14 protein-coding genes are annotated in these 16658 nt (G+C 62.8%); 6 read left to right on the top strand and 8 right to left on the bottom strand.

All coding sequences use genetic code 11. The annotated features are described in order from the left end of the window. Window positions 1-43 precede the first annotated feature (43 nt). Window positions 44-1180 (bottom strand): tRNA guanosine(34) transglycosylase Tgt, encoded by a 1137-nt coding sequence (gene tgt, locus AB5Y72_RS04300; protein WP_042076631.1) that lies wholly within the window; start codon window positions 1178-1180, stop codon window positions 44-46. Between the two features lie 118 nt (window positions 1181-1298). Next, complete coding sequence (queA, locus tag AB5Y72_RS04295; RefSeq protein WP_209792697.1) at window positions 1299-2366, bottom strand: tRNA preQ1(34) S-adenosylmethionine ribosyltransferase-isomerase QueA; 1068 nt, start codon at window positions 2364-2366, stop codon at window positions 1299-1301. A 211-nt stretch (window positions 2367-2577) separates the two neighbouring features. On the opposite strand from queA, the gene AB5Y72_RS04290 reads away from it, so the two are divergent. The 3 genes from AB5Y72_RS04290 (at window position 2578) to ahpF (ending at window position 5948) form a co-directional block, all read left to right on the top strand. Continuing rightward, window positions 2578-3024 carry a CBS domain-containing protein gene (locus tag AB5Y72_RS04290; RefSeq protein WP_042076634.1) on the top strand — a complete coding sequence of 149 codons (447 nt, stop codon included), beginning with the start codon at window positions 2578-2580 and terminating at the stop codon, window positions 3022-3024. A 628-nt stretch (window positions 3025-3652) separates the two neighbouring features. Beyond that, entirely contained in the window at window positions 3653-4219 is a 567-nt protein-coding gene (ahpC, locus tag AB5Y72_RS04285; RefSeq protein WP_042076637.1) for an alkyl hydroperoxide reductase subunit C, read from the top strand. Between the two features lie 142 nt (window positions 4220-4361). Next, a complete protein-coding gene (gene ahpF / locus AB5Y72_RS04280) occupies window positions 4362-5948 on the top strand; it encodes an alkyl hydroperoxide reductase subunit F (protein WP_325782959.1) in 1587 nt (528 codons plus the stop codon). A gap of 68 nt (window positions 5949-6016) precedes the next feature. Here ahpF and AB5Y72_RS04275 read toward each other — a convergent pair whose 3' ends face one another. After that, a complete protein-coding gene (locus AB5Y72_RS04275; protein WP_325782960.1) occupies window positions 6017-7327 on the bottom strand; it encodes an MFS transporter in 1311 nt (436 codons plus the stop codon). Between the two features lie 118 nt (window positions 7328-7445). Between AB5Y72_RS04275 and AB5Y72_RS04270 the strand changes: the two genes are divergently transcribed. Further along, entirely contained in the window at window positions 7446-7691 is a 246-nt protein-coding gene (locus tag AB5Y72_RS04270; RefSeq protein ID WP_042076661.1) for a hypothetical protein, read from the top strand. 133 nt (window positions 7692-7824) lie between these two features. Here AB5Y72_RS04270 and AB5Y72_RS04265 read toward each other — a convergent pair whose 3' ends face one another. Both AB5Y72_RS04265 and AB5Y72_RS04260 read right to left on the bottom strand, forming a co-directional pair. Next, a complete protein-coding gene (locus AB5Y72_RS04265) occupies window positions 7825-9393 on the bottom strand; it encodes a diguanylate cyclase (protein WP_368198630.1) in 1569 nt (522 codons plus the stop codon). 308 nt (window positions 9394-9701) lie between these two features. Further along, window positions 9702-10451, bottom strand: a complete 750-nt coding sequence (locus AB5Y72_RS04260; RefSeq protein ID WP_368198629.1) for a class I SAM-dependent methyltransferase — start codon at window positions 10449-10451, stop codon at window positions 9702-9704. 430 nt (window positions 10452-10881) lie between these two features. Between AB5Y72_RS04260 and AB5Y72_RS04255 the strand changes: the two genes are divergently transcribed. Next, window positions 10882-11094: a hypothetical protein gene (locus AB5Y72_RS04255; RefSeq protein WP_157005364.1), complete on the top strand. Its 213-nt coding sequence runs from the start codon at window positions 10882-10884 to the stop codon at window positions 11092-11094. A gap of 47 nt (window positions 11095-11141) precedes the next feature. After that, on the top strand, window positions 11142-11627 hold the full coding sequence (locus AB5Y72_RS04250) for a VOC family protein (RefSeq protein ID WP_368198628.1): 486 nt from the start codon (window positions 11142-11144) through the stop codon (window positions 11625-11627). Window positions 11628-11714: 87 nt separating this feature from the next. Here the strand turns inward: AB5Y72_RS04250 and gcvP are convergent, their stop codons facing one another. The 3 genes from gcvP to gcvT all read right to left on the bottom strand — a co-directional run bounded on the left by gcvP (window position 11715) and on the right by gcvT (window position 16390). Continuing rightward, window positions 11715-14591 (bottom strand): aminomethyl-transferring glycine dehydrogenase, encoded by a 2877-nt coding sequence (gene gcvP / locus AB5Y72_RS04245; protein WP_368198627.1) that lies wholly within the window; start codon window positions 14589-14591, stop codon window positions 11715-11717. Between the two features lie 234 nt (window positions 14592-14825). Beyond that, complete coding sequence (gcvH, locus tag AB5Y72_RS04240) at window positions 14826-15215, bottom strand: glycine cleavage system protein GcvH (protein WP_042076214.1); 390 nt, start codon at window positions 15213-15215, stop codon at window positions 14826-14828. Window positions 15216-15289: 74 nt separating this feature from the next. Next, window positions 15290-16390 (bottom strand): glycine cleavage system aminomethyltransferase GcvT, encoded by a 1101-nt coding sequence (gcvT, locus tag AB5Y72_RS04235; RefSeq protein WP_368198626.1) that lies wholly within the window; start codon window positions 16388-16390, stop codon window positions 15290-15292. Window positions 16391-16658 lie beyond the last annotated feature (268 nt).

The raw sequence follows: 16658 nt of genomic DNA, 5'->3' as shown, positions 1-16658 counted from the left end.
CCTCTTATTGATGTAGATTTGATAACTAACTTATATGTCGTTGTTATTTCACGTCATTTTCAGCCAGTGGAGGCACAGGCTTCCCTTGCCGACGGTAAAACTCAGTTACAAAGTCGTCTAATTTACCCTGCTCGATCGCGTCCCGCAAACCCTGCATCACACGCTGGTAATAACGCAGGTTGTGGATGGTATTCAGACGGGCACCGAGGATCTCGTTGCACTTGTCCAGATGGTACAGATAGCTGCGGGTGTAGTTCTTGCAGGTGTAGCAGTCGCAGTCCGCATCCAGGGTGCTGGTATCCTCGCGATACTTGGCGTTGCGGATCTTCACCACACCGTCCGTGGTGAACAGGTGGCCGTTGCGGGCGTTGCGGGTCGGCATCACGCAGTCGAACATGTCGATGCCGCGGCGCACCCCTTCCACCAGGTCCTCCGGCTTGCCCACCCCCATCAGGTAGCGCGGCTTGTCGGCCGGGATCTTCGGGCAGACGTGGTCGAGGATGCGGTGCATGTCCTCTTTCGGCTCACCCACGGCGAGACCGCCGACCGCGTAGCCATCGAAGCCGATCTCCAGCAGGCCGTCCAGCGACACATCCCGCAGCGGCTCGTAGACGGAGCCCTGGATGATGCCGAACAGGGCGTTCTTGTTGCCGAGGGCATCGAACTTGGCGCGGGAGCGCTTGGCCCAGCGCAGGGACATCTCCATGGACTTGCGCGCCTCTTCGTAGGTGGCCGGGTAGGGCGTGCACTCGTCGAAGATCATCACGATGTCGGAGCCGAGATCGTACTGGATCTCCATGGACTTCTCGGGGTCCAGGAAGATCTTCTCGCCGTTGATGGGATGACGGAAGTGCACCCCCTCCTCGGTGATCTTGCGGATGTGCCCCAGGCTGAACACCTGGAAACCGCCGGAGTCGGTCAGGATGGGTCCCTGCCAGTTCATGAAGTCGTGCAGGTCGCCGTGGGCGCGCATCACTTCCTGCCCCGGGCGCAGCCAGAGGTGGAAGGTGTTGCCGAGCAGGATCTGGGCGCCGGTCTCGCGCACCTCTTCCGGGGTCATCCCCTTGACGGTGCCGTAAGTGCCGACCGGCATGAAGGCCGGGGTCTGGACCACGCCGCGCTCGAATACCAGCTGGCCGCGGCGGGCGCGACCGTCTGTGGTTTTCAGTTCAAATTTCATTGCTACCTCGATTCAGTCAGAGAAACAGTCTGACAAGGGAGAGCCCGAGGGCCCGGTAATAAAGAAGCCGGCCGGGATCCTGACAAGCAGACCCTGAACGGCTTCTGAAGGGCGAGGCTTAACCTTGCGCCCGGCGACGGGTGACAAACATGGCGTCCCCGTAGCTGAAGAAACGATACTGCCCGGTCACGGCGGCCTGATAGGCGGCCATCACATTGTCATAGCCCGCGAAGGCGCTGACCAGCATGATCAGGGTGGATTCGGGCAGGTGGAAGTTGGTGATCATGGCGTCGACCACCTGAAACTCGTAGCCTGGGAAGATGAAGATGTCGGTGTCGCTGAAGAAGGGTGCCAGCGGCTTGCCCTGGGCCAGGGTCGCCTTGGCCGCGCTCTCCAGCGAACGTACCGAGGTGGTGCCCACGGCAATCACGCGGCCACCGCGCGCACGGGTCGCCGCGATGGCGTCCACCACCTCCTGGGGCACCTCGGCGTATTCCGAGTGCATGTGGTGATCTTCAATCTTCTCCACCCGCACCGGCTGGAAGGTGCCCGCCCCCACGTGCAGGGTCACGAAGGCCAGCTCCACCCCCTTGGCGCGGATCTTCTCGAGCAGCGGCTCGTCGAAGTGCAGGCCCGCGGTCGGCGCCGCCACGGCACCCGGCTTCTGGTTGTAGACGGTCTGGTAGCGCTCCTTGTCGGCGTCCTCGTCGGGGCGGTCGATGTAGGGGGGCAGCGGCATGTGGCCGATGGCTTCCAGAATGGTCAGCACGGGGCGCGGATCCAGGAAATGGATCTCGAACAGGGCGTCGTGGCGAACACGCATCTCGGCCTCCACCTTCTCCCCATCGGGGCCACCGTCCAGGATCAGGCGGGTGCCGGGCTTGGGGGACTTGGAGGAGCGGACGTGGGCCAGCACGCTGTGCTCGTCCAGGATGCGCTCCACCAGCACCTCCAGCTTGCCGCCGCTGGCCTTCTGACCAAACATCCGCGCCGGGATGACACGGGTATTGTTGAACACCAGCAGGTCGCCGGGATTGAGCTGGTCCAGCACATCGACAAATTGACCGTGGCGCAGGGCGCCGGTTTGACCATCGAGCTGCAGCAGGCGGCTGGCGGTCCGCTCCGCCATCGGATAGCGGGCAATCAGCTCGTCTGGCAGATCAAAATGAAAATCGGATACTTGCATCTTTCACCTCGGGGGAATCGGCGGCTAGTCTAGTTATCCCCCTCTTGCAAGGCAACCCAAAAGACCAAAAACCCAAGGCAGACAAGGGATAGCGGGCAATTATGTGAGGCAACACCCGTTAAAAAATCTTTAATCTTTTGTATTGACCCCGATCATGTTCCGCCCCTCCGGGCTGGGCTAGGGTGAAGATAGATACACAAGGAGGCCCACCATGATGACCCTCTCCGAGATCATGACCGAACACCCCTTCACCCTGGGTCCGGAAAACAGCGTCAAGCAGGCGATGGAGCTGATGCAGCAGGAGCGGATCCGCCACATCCCCATCGTCGACGAGCACCAGCATCTGCTGGGACTGGTCACCCTCTCCGACATCCTGGCCACCCGCGAATCCAAGCTGCTGCTGATCAACCCGGAGCGGGAGGCGGAGTTCACCGACAGCGTCCAGCTCGACGAGATCATGACCCGCCAGGTGGCGAGCGTGGACCCCCACGCCGGCATCAAGGAGGCGGCCCTCTACCTGCAGCGCCACAAATATGGCTGCCTGCCGGTACTCAAGGGGCGCAAGCTGATCGGCATCGTCACCGAGTCTGACTTCATCGCGGTGGCCATCAACCTGCTGGAGCTGATGGAAGAGCAGGAGCCCCCCACCGACTTCTGATCACTTATTTATGAAATTAAATTACAATAAAAGCGTTTTAAGCCTTATTTTTCGGCTAAAACACTGAAACACTTTCAGTTTGATTGAAAAATTACACCATATTCTTGCTTTGTGATCCTCATCACACTATGATGCGACCCATGCAATGGTTGCCGAAGAGGTGATGAGGATTGTGCACCCACGTCTTCTCTTCATATATCCGCAAGTTTGCACACCCCGTAGTTAGTCTTTGCTGTAAAGCATTTTTATCGCCATTCCTTGTTTGATGACCCGGCCCTGTCCTCGCGACCGCGCCGGGATTTTTTTGTCCGCGTTCTTCCCCTCTCCGCCGCGTCTGCGGCACGCCCATGCATGCCATCCATAAAACAAGATCCCATCCGGGACTTGAAAATGTGAACTGCAGGACAGAAATTGAACTTCGACAATGAGTTATCTCAGAAGACTTGAGATATTCATGTTAGGTACAGTTGGGATGGGCTATCTAATAAATAGATTTAAGTGATTCAAAATTGTGGCTTTGACCGATTAGCGAAAAGCCCTATGATGCCTCCATCGAAAGTTAAGCGCCTCGTCTGGCACAACTCTTCAACACCAGACCGGCATATGTACATCACCAAGGAGCAAATACATGTCTACCTACATCAACACTGAAATCAAGCCGTTCAACGCTACCGCCTACCACAATGGCAAATTCGTTCAGGTGTCTGACGCTGACCTGAAAGGCAAGTGGTCCGTGGTCTTCTTCTACCCGGCTGACTTCACCTTCGTCTGCCCGACCGAGCTGGGCGACCTGGCCGACAACTACGCTGCCTTCAAGAAGCTGGGCGTCGAGATCTACGCTGTCTCCACCGACACCCACTTCACTCACAAGGCCTGGCACGACACTTCTGACACCATCAAGAAGATCCAGTACCCGATGATCGGCGACCCGACCGGCACCATCACCCGCAACTTCGGCGTGATGATCGAAGAAGCTGGCCTGGCTGACCGCGGTACCTTCGTCATCGACCCGAACGGCGTCATCCAGATCGTCGAGATCAACGCCGGCGGTATCGGCCGTGACGCTCTGGAACTGCTGCGCAAGGTCAAGGCTGCCCAGTACGTTGCCGCCCACCCGGGTGAAGTGTGCCCGGCCAAATGGCAAGAAGGCGATGCCACCCTGGCCCCGTCCCTGGATCTGGTAGGCAAGATCTAAGCCTCCCCGCTCCAAAGACCGGCCCGTTTCAGGGCCGGTCTGTTTTCCGGCCTAGCTCAAGGGTGATGGCCTGCTTTTCGGCACAGCCTTTTCAGTATTCAGCCATACCGCCGACCCGCATTCAGCCAGAAGGAATTCGACCATGTTAGATACCAACCTCAAACAACAACTCAACGGTTACCTGCAGTACATCGTCAATCCCATCGAGATCAGCGTGTCCGGCAACGACAGCGACAAATCCGCAGAGCTCCTGGCATTGGCCACCGAGATAGCCGAGATGTCCCCCAAGATTTCCCTGACCGATGGTACTGCCGCCCGCAAGCCTTCCATGAGCATCGCGCCCCAGGGGCAAGCCCCGCGCGTGCACTTTGCCGGCATTCCAATGGGTCATGAATTCACCTCCCTGGTGCTCGCCCTGCTGCAAAGCGGCGGCCACCCCTCCAAGGCCGATCCGGCCGTGCTGGAGCAGGTCAGGAACCTGAAGGGTGAGTTCCACTTCGAGACCTACATCTCCCTCTCCTGTCACAACTGCCCGGACGTGGTGCAGGCCCTGAACCTGATGGCCACCCTGAACCCGGGCATCAGCCACACCATGATCGACGGTGCCCTGTTCCAGGACGAGGTGAACGAGCGCCAGATCATGGCGGTCCCGAACGTCTACCTGAACGGCCAGCCGTTCAGCCAGGGCCGTACCTCCCTCGAAGAGATCGTCGCCAAGCTCGACACCGGCGCCGCCGAGCGCAAGGCCGCCGAGCTGAGCGAAAAAGCGCCTTACGACGTGCTGGTGGTGGGCGGTGGCCCGGCCGGCGCCGCGGCAGCCATCTATGCCGCCCGTAAAGGCATTCGCACCGCCATCGTCGCCGAGCGCTTCGGCGGCCAGGTGATGGACACCGTCGGCATCGAGAACTTCATCTCCGTGCCCTACACCGAAGGCCCCAAGCTCGCCGCCAGCCTGGAGCAGCACGTCAAGCAGTACGGCGTGGAAGTGATCACCGAGCAGCGCGCCGCCGCCATCAGCAAGGATGGCTACGTCAACGTGGATCTCGCCTCCGGTGCCACCCTGAAGAGCCGCGCCGTGATCCTGGCGACCGGTGCCCGCTGGCGTGACCTAAACGTGCCGGGTGAGGTGGAATACCGCACCAAGGGCGTGGCCTATTGCCCCCACTGCGACGGCCCCTTCTTCAAGGGCAAGCGGGTCGCGGTGATCGGTGGCGGTAACTCCGGCATCGAGGCGGCCATCGATCTGGCCGGCATCGTCGAACACGTCACAGTAGTGGAGTTCGCCGATACCCTGCGCGCCGACGACGTGCTGCAGAAGAAGGCCCGCTCCATGGGCAACATCGACATCATCATGAGCGCCCGCACCACAGAAGTGATCGGTGACGGCAGCAAGGTGGTGGGCATGGATTACGAGGATCGCACCACGGGCGAGATCAAGCACCTCGCCGTGGCCGGCATCTTCGTCCAGATCGGCCTGGTCCCGAACACCGAGTTCCTGAAAGGGAGCGAGGTGGCCCTGACCCGCTTCGGCGAGATTGAGATCGACACCAAGGGCGCCACCTCCCTGCCCGGTGTCTACGCCGCAGGGGATGCCACCACAGTACCGTTCAAGCAGATCATCATCTCCATGGGGGCCGGTGCCACCGCCGCCCTGGGGGCGTTCGATTACCTCATTCGCAACCCGGCTCCTGAGGCCCAGGCCACCCAGGCCGACGCCATGACTGCCTGATAACCTCCTTCAGGCCAACAAAAAACCGACTCCCAGGAGTCGGTTTTTTTATGGGTGAATGGCCAGGCTCAGCACTTGGCCTCTTCCGGTTCGCTCGCCTCTGGTTCGGGCGCTGCGGGCTCCGGCGTGGCATAACTCGCGGGTACCGCCTCCCCTGCCAGATCCGTTCTCGGCTCCAGCTCCGCCGTCATGGGGGTGTTGGGGGGCACCGGCATGAACACCTGGTGTTCCGCCAGCGGAATGGGGGCCCGCTGCCGCCTGCGCCAGCCCAGATAACCCGAGAGCAGCAGGCCGCACAGGGCGAAGTAGACGAACAGCCCCTGCGGCCCGAACAGCCCCATGACCGAGGGGGCCAGCAGCGGCCCTATCATGGCCCCTAGGCTGTAGGCGAGCAGCAGCCCCTGGTTGGCCCCCAGCACCTGATCCGGGCGCAACTCGTCGCAGGCGTGGCTGAGGCTCAAGGGGTAGATGGAGAACGCCATGCCCCCCAGCAGAAAGATCAGGCCTCCCTCGATCGGCGCGCGCCAGGCGCCTGGCAGCAGCACCATCATGAGGGCGAGCAGGGTCAGCGCGCTGCACAGCAGCAGGATCACCAGCCGCCTGTCATGGCGGTCGGACATCCGGCCTATGGGGTATTGCAGGCACATGCCTCCCAGGATCACCAGCGCCATCATGTCCGCCACCCGCGAGAGAGTGGCACCGCTGTCGGTAAAATAGAGCGGCAACAAGCCGTAGATGGCACCGAGCACCAGGCCCGAGGTGAAACTGCTGCCCATCCCCGCCGGAGTGAGGCGCACCAGCTCCCGCACCCCGACCCGTTGGGGGGCCACCATGGCCGGGGTCGATACCCGGGAGATCGCCAGGGGCACCACCGACAGGGTCGCCGCCATGGCGCACAGGGCGAAGGGAGTCAGCACCATGGGGTCCACCCACTTGAGCAGCTGTTGCCCCATCGCCAGGGAGCCATAGAGCAGGATCATGTAGAGGGACATCAGCCGTCCCCGGTTGGCCGGGGTGCTGGAAACCAGCATCCAGGACTCCAGCACCACGAAGATCCCGCCGGTGGCAAAGCCCCCCACCAACCGCAGCACGGTCCAGGCGATGGGATCCACCACCATGCCGTGAAGCAGAAACAGGAAGCAGAGCAGGGAGGCATAGGCCGCATAGGCCCGGATGTGGCCCACCCGTATGATGAGACGGGCGTTGACGAAGGCCCCCAGCACCAGGCCACCGAAGTAGGCCGCCGACACCAGGCCGATGGCCTGGGCGGACACCTGCTCGGCGGACAGGCGCACCGTCAGCAGGGTGTTGAACAGGCCGTGACCCAGGATGAAGACCACCAGACTGGTCAGGGGTGAGAACAATCTCGTGAGTGCCATGACGCCTCCCCTCGGGGTAAAACGGTCATGGTAGCGTCTGTTTCTTGCCCACTTCAACCGACCGCCCCCATTTTTGAGAGGCTATCCTTAACGGGATCCCATCATGGAGGTCGTCAAGATGAGACTCACGCTGTTGTTGGCAACTTTGCTCTTCTCCGCCAGCGCCCTCGCCTTCCACTGTCCCATGGACATGAAGAAGATCGATGACGCCCTGGCCACAAACCCGGCGCTCAGCGCCGAGCGGCTGGCCGAGGTGAAGCAGCTCAGGGCCGAAGGAGAGAGCCTGCACAAGGCAGGCAAACATCAGGAATCCGTCGATAGCCTGGCCAAGGCCATGGCCATTCTCGGCATCGACGAGGGCTAGTCGCCGGCTCGCCGCGCGACGGTCTGCCCTGCATCGCGCCGATGTGGCAGGCCGCCCACTTGACACAAGGCCCTCGTCCCCCGTGGCGAGGGCCTTGTCATGAGCGGGGTGGCGGCAGGCAGACGCTCGCTACCTATGCCTCCTCGATGCGATGGATGCGGTTCTTGCCGGCACGCTTGGCCTGATACATCGCCTTGTCGACCAGGGCTATCAGCACCTCGGGGGATCGTCCCTGGCTGGTGCCGATACCGGCGCTGAAGGTGACCCGCATCCCCTTCTCCCGCCATTTCTGCTCGCTGAGCTGGCAGCGCCACAGCTCCATCAGCCGCTCGGCCTCTGCCAGCGAGTGCTGCTCGAAGAGGGCCACCAGCTCCTCGCCACCGTAGCGGCACAGTAAGACCCCCTCGCCCAGCAACGTCTGTCCCAGCTCGACACAACGGCACAGCGCCGCATCGCCGCCGGCATGGCCGTAGACGTCGTTGAGCTGCTTGAAATTGTCCAGGTCGACCAGGGCCAGGACAAAGCTGTTCCCCTCCTCGTGCAGCTGGCGCAGACGCTGATCCAGAAACCGCCGATTGTAGCTGCCGGTGAGTGCGTCCCTGTGGGCCAGGTCAAACGACTCTTGCAGGTGATCTGACACCTGATCCAGCTCCTGATCCAGCAAGGCCATCTCCGGGAAGGCGGGCAGCGCACTCGCCGGCCGAGCCTCTCGCGAGCCGGCACCGAGTCGACGGATCCGGCCGGCCAGGTTGTCGATGAGCACCAGCAGGCGCAGGCGGAAGAAGGCCGACATGGTGATGAAGAGGGCGCAGGCAATGACCAGCAGCCCGAGCGCCAGGCCTCCCCCCATGGCGGCGACCGAGTCTCGCCTTGGCTGTACCGTGATGGCCATCCAGTGCTCCCGGTCCGGCAGGGTGCCGTAGGCCACATATTCATTGCTCAGGTCCGAGTAGAAGGAGCCGGAGTGCGCCGTCAGGCGCGCCAGCCAGGGGGCCTGCAGGATCTGGCCGTTGTTGGCCGACTGCGAGCTCACCAGGATCTGGTGGGTGCGCCGGTCAATCACCATGTGGCTCACGGCATTGTCCCCATACAGCATGTCCCTGAGCATCTTGGACCACTGTGCAACGTTCACGTCGATGCCGATGACCCGCTCCCCCTGCTCACCCTGCTGCCGGCCATCCGTCAGACGATGGGCCAGGGTCAGGATGTAGTCGCCCGTCAAGATGTCCTGATAGGCCGGGGTCCAGTAAAACGTCCGGGCCTCCAGCGCCCCCTTGAACCAGGCTCTGGATCGCACATTGGCCCTGGCATTGACCCAGGCCTGGTCCGCCTCTTTGCTGCCGGAGAAGAAATAGCCGTTCGAATCGGCATGAAAGATCAGGGTCACCAGGGGATCGAGGGCCGCCATGTTGCCCCACCGCTCGCGATACACCTGCCTGGCCTCGGTCGAGGAGAACACTGGGGTCAGCAGGTCCGCCGTGACCTCGACGGACATCAGCTGTTCGAGGTGGTCGAGCATCCTGTCTTCCGTCACCACCGCCATGCCGTTCAGGCTGGCCAGTTTCTGCTCCACGACCACGCCGTGGTTGTAGACCGACAGGGCAAACAGGCCGCCAATCCCGAGCAGCATCGGCAAGGCCAGCAGCCAGAGATAGCCCGTGATGAAGGTGAAATTTTTCTGCGTGCGTCTGAACGTCAACATACCCTGGATCCTACCCATTACCCTTTTCGCTTGCCCGAGATACCGACGGGGCTGCCATCAAAAGGCGCGCAGTATGCCGTTATCACTTTCGAGAGGGCGAATCCTTTCGCGGCCTTGTTCAAGCACGATTCAGGCAGATTTGGGGGGTAAATGCGGTTTTATCTGATAAAACAGGGAGATGCTGAGTGTTTTCTGGTCAAGGAAAAACCTGGGCGACGGCGCTGATCTCCGGGCCAGGAAAAGCGCCGACACAGGGGCAGGCGATCGGCGGCCCGGCCGTCCTCCCGCCCCCTTCCACTCGCGCTTCGCTATACCCGGCCGCTGTAGACCAGGGTGCAATAGTTGAACGCTATCTTGCCGTTCACCGCATGGCGCTCAAACGCACGGCGGATGAGCGCCGTCATCTGATCGTGGGCCCGGGTGCCGACGGCTGGGGCATAGGAGGAGGAGTTGAGCCGCCCCAGCACCCCGTCGAGATCGAACAGCTGCTGGTTCTCGAAGCGATCGAGCCGATACTCCCCCTCGAAGAAGGCACGAAAATCGGCCTCGCCCAGGTTGCGATGATTGACCTCCTCATAGTCCCCCGAGTAGGCGTGCAGCCCCTCCTCGTAGGCCTCGAGAAACGGGGTGTTCATCAGCCGATCGTTCCAGATGAGGGCGATCCGGCCACCGGGTTTGAGCAGGCGCTGGCACTCCAGTCGGAAGGCTGTGCGATCGAACCAGTGAAACGCCTGGGCGACCGTCACAAGATCCACCGAGCCCGCCGGCAGGCCGGTGGCCTCCGCACTGCCGTGGGACCAGCCGACGTTGCCCACACCCGCCAGCAGCCGTCTGGCGGCCGCCCGCATCTCGTCATTGGGCTCCACCGCCCAGACTCGCGCCACCCGGGGGGCCAGCAGGGCCGTCAGGATGCCGGTGCCCGCGCCGATATCGGCCACCTGGGCCTCGGGCCCCATGGCCAAGTCGCGGGCCAGAAAATCCAGCATGGCCGCGGGATAACCGGGGCGGTATTTCACATAGGCCTCGACCCGGGTCGAGAATCGCTGGGTACTGTCCATCGCTCGCTCCTTGTGGTGGATCACGCGAGTCGCATGATGCCGTTAAGGCATCCTGCACCAACATCCAGAGTCGGGGCAACCGCATGAGGGCACTTGACTGCCACAAAAAACGGACCTGGCCAGGGTAAGTTCCGTCAGCATCGGCGCGTGCCATGCACTGCGCCTTGATGATATCCCCCTTGAGCATGGGCTCATCGGGAACTGGTAGAGTGGTCGCGACAGCCAGACCGCAAGGGCAGGGCATTCAAGCTAGGACAAGGCTTTAACCTGGCAGAGGCCCCTGTGATGAGGCATTGACCCATGACGGAGTGAGACGGAAGAGATTGACGCCTCTTCGAGCTTCCCTATTCACTCTGGCACTACACTCAACCCTGAACGGCCTCGCCGAGGGAGGCGCACACCATTGACCACCAGACCGTACGGGGGATCCATGTCGACATCCAGATACCTGCTGCCACTCATCGCTGCCCTGTTGACCGGGTGCGGCGGCGAATTGCTCAGCACGGCGGCAACCACCGGAAAACTCCAGGCGGAGCAGGCCAATCAAGCCAGGGCGCAACTGGATCAGTTCAACGAGGCCCTGAGTGCCGCCGTCGACGCCACCGAGGCGGCGTCCGTATCGGCCGCCCCTCCGGCCCAATAGCAACGCCTGGCCGGCAACTGTCCCGCTGTTTTCAACGGAGAAATGAGATGACGCAAGCTGCAAAGAACCGGATCTGCCTCTGGTACGACGGGGATGCCGAAGAGGCGGCGCACTTCTACGCCCGAACCTTCCCCGACTCCGCCGTCGGTGCCGTACACCGGGCCCCGGCCGACTATCCCGCCGGCAAGAAAGGGGACGTGCTGACGGTCGAGTTCAGCGTGATGGGGATCCCCTGCCTCGGCCTCAACGGCGGGCCCGGGGTCAACCACAACTGGGCCTTCTCGTTTCAGGTGGCCACCCAGGACCAGGCCGAGACGGATCGCTACTGGCACGCCATCATCGAGAGCGGCGGTCAGGCGAGCAAGTGCGGCTGGTGCCAGGACAGGTGGGGCATCTCCTGGCAGATCACCCCCCAGGCCCTCATCGAGGCGATAAGCGATCCCGACCCCGAGGCAGCGAGGCGCGCCTTCGAGGCCATGATGCAGATGGGCAAGATTGACATTGCCGCCATGGCGGCGCGCCGGGGCGACTAGCCCGTTTGCGCGGGCGCCACAAACAACAAGGCCACCCCTGGGGGTGGCCTTGTGCGTATTGGCTGTCAGCCCTTCACGGTGCCGCGATTACTTGGCGTAATCCTCGGTGGGCACGCAGGAGCAGAACAGGTTGCGATCGCCGTAGACGTCGTCGATGCGGTTGACCGACGGCCACAGCTTGCTGGCGCGCACGGCGTCGGACGGGAAGACCGCCTCGGCGCGGGTGTAGCCACGGTTCCACTCTGCATCCATCACGTCATCCTGGGTGTGCGGCGCATGGACCAGGGGGTTGTCGGCGAGGCTCCAGTGGCCGTCCTGCACCTTGGCTATCTCGGCGCGGATGGCGGTCATGGCTTCCACGAAGCGATCCAGCTCGCGCTTGGATTCGGATTCGGTCGGCTCGACCATCAGGGTCCCCGCCACCGGGAAGCTCATGGTCGGCGCGTGGAAGCCGTAGTCCATCAGGCGCTTGGCCACGTCCATCTCGCTGATGCCACTGGCCTCCTTGAGCGGACGGATGTCCAGGATGCACTCGTGGGCCACCCGGCCGTTGCGACCTGTATAGAGCACGGGGAAGGACTCGCCGAGCTTCTTGGCCAGGTAGTTGGCGTTGAGGATGGCGACCTGGGTGGATTTCTTCAGGCCCTCGTCACCCAGCATGGCGATGTACATCCAGCTGATGGGCAGGATGCTGGCCGAGCCGAACGGGGCGGCAGACACGGCGCCGTTGTCACGGCTCTCCTTGTCGGTCTTGACCACGGCGTGACCGGCCACAAACGGTGCCAGGTGTTTCTTCACGCCGATGGGACCCATGCCCGGACCGCCACCGCCGTGGGGGATGGCGAAGGTCTTGTGCAGGTTGAGGTGGGAGACGTCCGCCCCGATGAAGCCTGGCGCCGTCAGCCCGACCTGCGCGTTCATGTTGGCGCCGTCCAGATAGACCTGACCGCCATACTGGTGAACGATGTCGCACACCTCCTTGATGGTCTCCTCGTACACCCCGTGGGTGGAGGGATAGGTCACCATCAGGCAGGAGAGCTGGTCCCCCACCTCGGCAGCCTTGGCGCGCAGGTCGTCCAAGTCCACGTTGCCGGCCTTGTCACAGGCGGTGACGATCACCTTGAGGCCCGCCATCTGGGCTGAGGCCGGGTTGGTGCCGTGGGCGGAAGCCGGGATGAGACAGACATCGCGATGCCCCTCGCCGCGGGACTCGTGGTATTTCTTGATGGCGAGCAGGCCCGCGTATTCCCCCTGGGCGCCGGAGTTCGGCTGCATGCAGACCGCATCGTAGCCGGTCACCTTCACCAGCCAGTCTTCCAGATCTGCCAGCAGCAGCTGGTAACCCCTGGCCTGCTTGAGCGGCGCGAAGGGGTGCAGCTTGCCAAACTCGGGCCAGGTCACCGGGATCATCTCGGCGGTGGCGTTAAGCTTCATGGTGCAGGAGCCGAGGGAGATCATGGCGTAGTTCAGGGCCAGATCTTTCGCTTCGAGACGGTGGATGTAGCGCAGCATCTCGGTCTCGGAGTGGTACTTGTTGAACACCTCGTGGGTCAGCACGGCGTCGGTACGCAGCAGCGCCTGCGGGATGGCCTGGTGGCCCTGAGCCGCCTTGTCCAGCGCCTCCACATCCAGGCCGTGGCCTTGTCCCAGGAAGAGGTCGAACAGCTCGGCCACGTCACCCCGGGTGGTGGTCTCGGAGAGCGACACCCCCACGGCGCCGTCGAGATCCGCGCGCAGGTTGATGCCGAGCCCTTCGGCCTTGGCAATCAGCGCCGCCTTGTCCGACGTCAGGACTGTGAGGGTATCGAACCAGCTGTCGTGCTTGAGGGCCACGCCCTTGGCCTTGAGGCCGAGCGCCAGGATCGTGGTCAGACGGTGCACGCGGGAAGCGATGGTCTTGAGCCCCACAGGGCCGTGATAGACGGCGTAGAAGCTCGCCATGTTGGCCAGCAGCACCTGGGCGGTACAGATGTTGGAGTTGGCCTTCTCGCGGCGGATGTGCTGCTCGCGGGTCTGCATGGCCATGCGAAGGGCGGCCTTGCCGCGGGCATCCTTGGAGACGCCGATGATGCGGCCCGGCATGGAGCGCTTGTAGGCATCGCGGGTGGCGAAAAACGCCGCGTGGGGGCCGCCGTAACCCATGGGCACGCCGAAGCGCTGGGCACTGCCGAACACCACGTCGGCGCCCAGTTCACCCGGGGATTTGAGCAGCAGCAAGGAGAGCAGGTCGGCGCCGACGCAGGCCAGCCCCTTCTGGGCCTGGACGGCTGCAATGAGGGAACGCAGATCGGTCACATTGCCGGTGGTGGACGGGTACTGGAACATGGCACCGAACACCTCTTCACTCACGGCCTCACCCGCCGGGCCGACGACCACGTCGAAACCAAAGTGCACCGCGCGCTCCTTGACCACGTCGATCACCTGGGGGTGCACGTCGTCGGCCACGAAGAAGAGGTTGGACTTGGATTTGGCCATGCGCTTGGCCAGCGCCATGGCTTCGGCGGCGGCGGTGGCTTCATCGAGCAGGGAGGCGCTCGCCAGATCCATGCCGGTGAGATCCAGGGTGAGCTGCTGGAAGTTGAGCAGGGCTTCGAGACGGCCCTGGGCCAGCTCGGGCTGATAGGGGGTGTAGGCGGTGTACCAGCCCGGGTTTTCCAGCACGTTGCGCAGGATGACGTGGGGTACATGGGTGTCGTGATAGCCCATGCCGATGTAGCTCTTGGCGATCTGGTTCTGGGCGGCATAGCCCTTGAGCTTGGCCAGGGCTTCCACCTCGGTCATGGGGGCGCCGATACCGAGCGGCCCCGGGCGGCGGATGGCGGCGGGGACCGTCTGCTCAATCAGATCGTCCAGGCTCTCGGCGCCCACGGTGGCGAGCAGGGCGCGCATCTCTTCCTCACCCGGGCCGATGTGGCGGCGGATGAAATCGGTTTTTTGCTCGAGTTCAAACAGTGACTGGGTCATTTCCCTATTTCCTGGTAAATAAGTCCTGGTATGAAGGCCTGATAACCAAGACCTGATGTTCCTGATAGCCGGCAGATACCGGCTCCACTCATGTTCTCTGTCCGCCGCAGGCAGACGGGGGATGCGGCAAGGGCATCCCGAAGGCGCAGAGGCTGCGCCCTTCCTGCAACCTCCATGGCCGCAGGATGGCAGTCATACAAGAGGGCCCTGCTGTGTTGGCAGGGCCCGGGGGCATTACTCTTCGTCCACCACGTTCTGGTAGCCGTCGGCATCCAGCAGGTTGGCGAGCTCGCCCGCGTCGTCCAGCTTGATGCGGAACAGCCAGCCGGCGCCATAGGGGTCGGAGTTGACCAGCTCGGGGCTGCCTTCCAGCTCTTCGTTGACGGCCAGGATCTCGCCGCTCACCGGGCTGTAGATGTCGGAGGCGGCCTTGACGGACTCCGCCACGGCGCAATCTTCACCGGCGCTCACCTGCTTGCCCACTTCCGGCAGATCGACGAACACCATGTCACCCAGCAGATCCTGGGCGTGCTCGGTGATACCGACCACGGCTTCGCCGTTGGCTTCGACACGGACCCACTCGTGGGAGGTGGCATATTTCAGTTCGCTCGGGATATGGCTCATTTGTGCTTCCTTTATGCTCTTGGATCGCTTCAACAAAAATGGGTCGGCGAAGGGACGCCCCTCGCCGCAATGAATCATGACACCAGGGGCTGGCCGTTGCGCACGAAGGCCGGCTTGGTGACTTTCACGGTGACCTGCTTCTTGCGGATCTCCACCTGGGCCTGTTCGCCGATATCGCGGGGCACCCGCGCCAGGGCGATGCTGTAACCCAGGGTCGGCGAGAAGGAGCCGGAAGTGATCACCCCTTCACGCACTTCGCCGCTCTCGCTGGTGAAGGTGACCGGCATGCCGCTGCGCAGCACGCCCTTCTCCTCCATCACCAGGCCCACCAGCTTGGGCTGGTTGCCGGCAGCCTTCTGGGCCTCCAGGGCGGCGCGGCCGATAAACTGGCGATCGCTGGGTTCCCAGGCCAGGGTCCAGGCCATGTTGGCGGCGAGCGGAGAGATTGACTCGTCCATGTCCTGGCCGTAGAGGTTCATGCCCGCTTCCAGGCGCAGGGTATCGCGTGCACCCAGGCCGCAGGGGGCCACGCCGTTGTCCAGCAGGGACTGCCACAGATCGCACGCCTTCTCCTGGGGCACCACTATCTCGTAGCCATCTTCACCGGTATAGCCTGTGGTGGCGATGAAGAGATCCCCGGCCTGCACGCCGAAGAAGGGCTTCATGCCCTCAACCGCGGCATTCTGCTCAGGGGTGAACACCTTGGCCGCCTTGGCCTTGGCGTTGGGGCCCTGTACGGCGATCATGGCGAGCTCGGGGCGCTCGGTCACGCTCACGGCGAAGTCGATGGCGTGGTGGCGGATCCAGGCCAGATCCTTCTCGCGGGTGGCGGAGTTCACCACCAGGCGATAGAAGGCATCGGTCAGGTAATAGGTGATGAGGTCATCGATGACGCCGCCTTCCGGATTGAGCATGCCGCTGTAGAGGGCCTTGCCGGGGACGGTGAGTTTGGCCACGTCGTTGGCCAGCAGGTGTTGCAGGAAGGCTTTGACCCGCTCGCCGGTCAAATCGACGATGGTCATGTGGGAGACATCGAACATGCCTGCATCGGTGCGCACCGCGTGGTGCTCTTCCAACTGGGAACCGTAGTTGATGGGCATCTCCCAACCGTGGAAGTCCACCATCTTGGCACCCGCTTCCAGGTGTTTCGGATGCAATACAGTAGTCTGGATCATCGCTGTGTTTCCTTAAGCGTTCGCGACAACACTCGCAATCCGCCCCGGCACGTCGGGCAAAACGGACCACAAGCTCTGTGCTCGTCCCCGCCCGGGCGGGCAGGAGTGATTCCTTGAACGGTGCGGATTATATGACAAGCGCGCCGGGGCGCCGCTCAAAAAAAACTAATCCCCACCTGACAAACTGACACCAGACACTAAGGCAAAAACAGTGATAAAAACAGTGCAAACCGAACATTGGCGAGATTTAATGTTGATTTTTACCGTT

The sequence above is a fragment of the Aeromonas sp. R7-4 genome, assembly GCF_040908055.1.
Classification (GTDB): Bacteria; Pseudomonadota; Gammaproteobacteria; order Enterobacterales; family Aeromonadaceae; genus Aeromonas; species Aeromonas sanarellii.
Note: the sequence above shows the minus strand (reverse complement) of the source record. Positions and strands in the feature narration are given on the sequence as shown.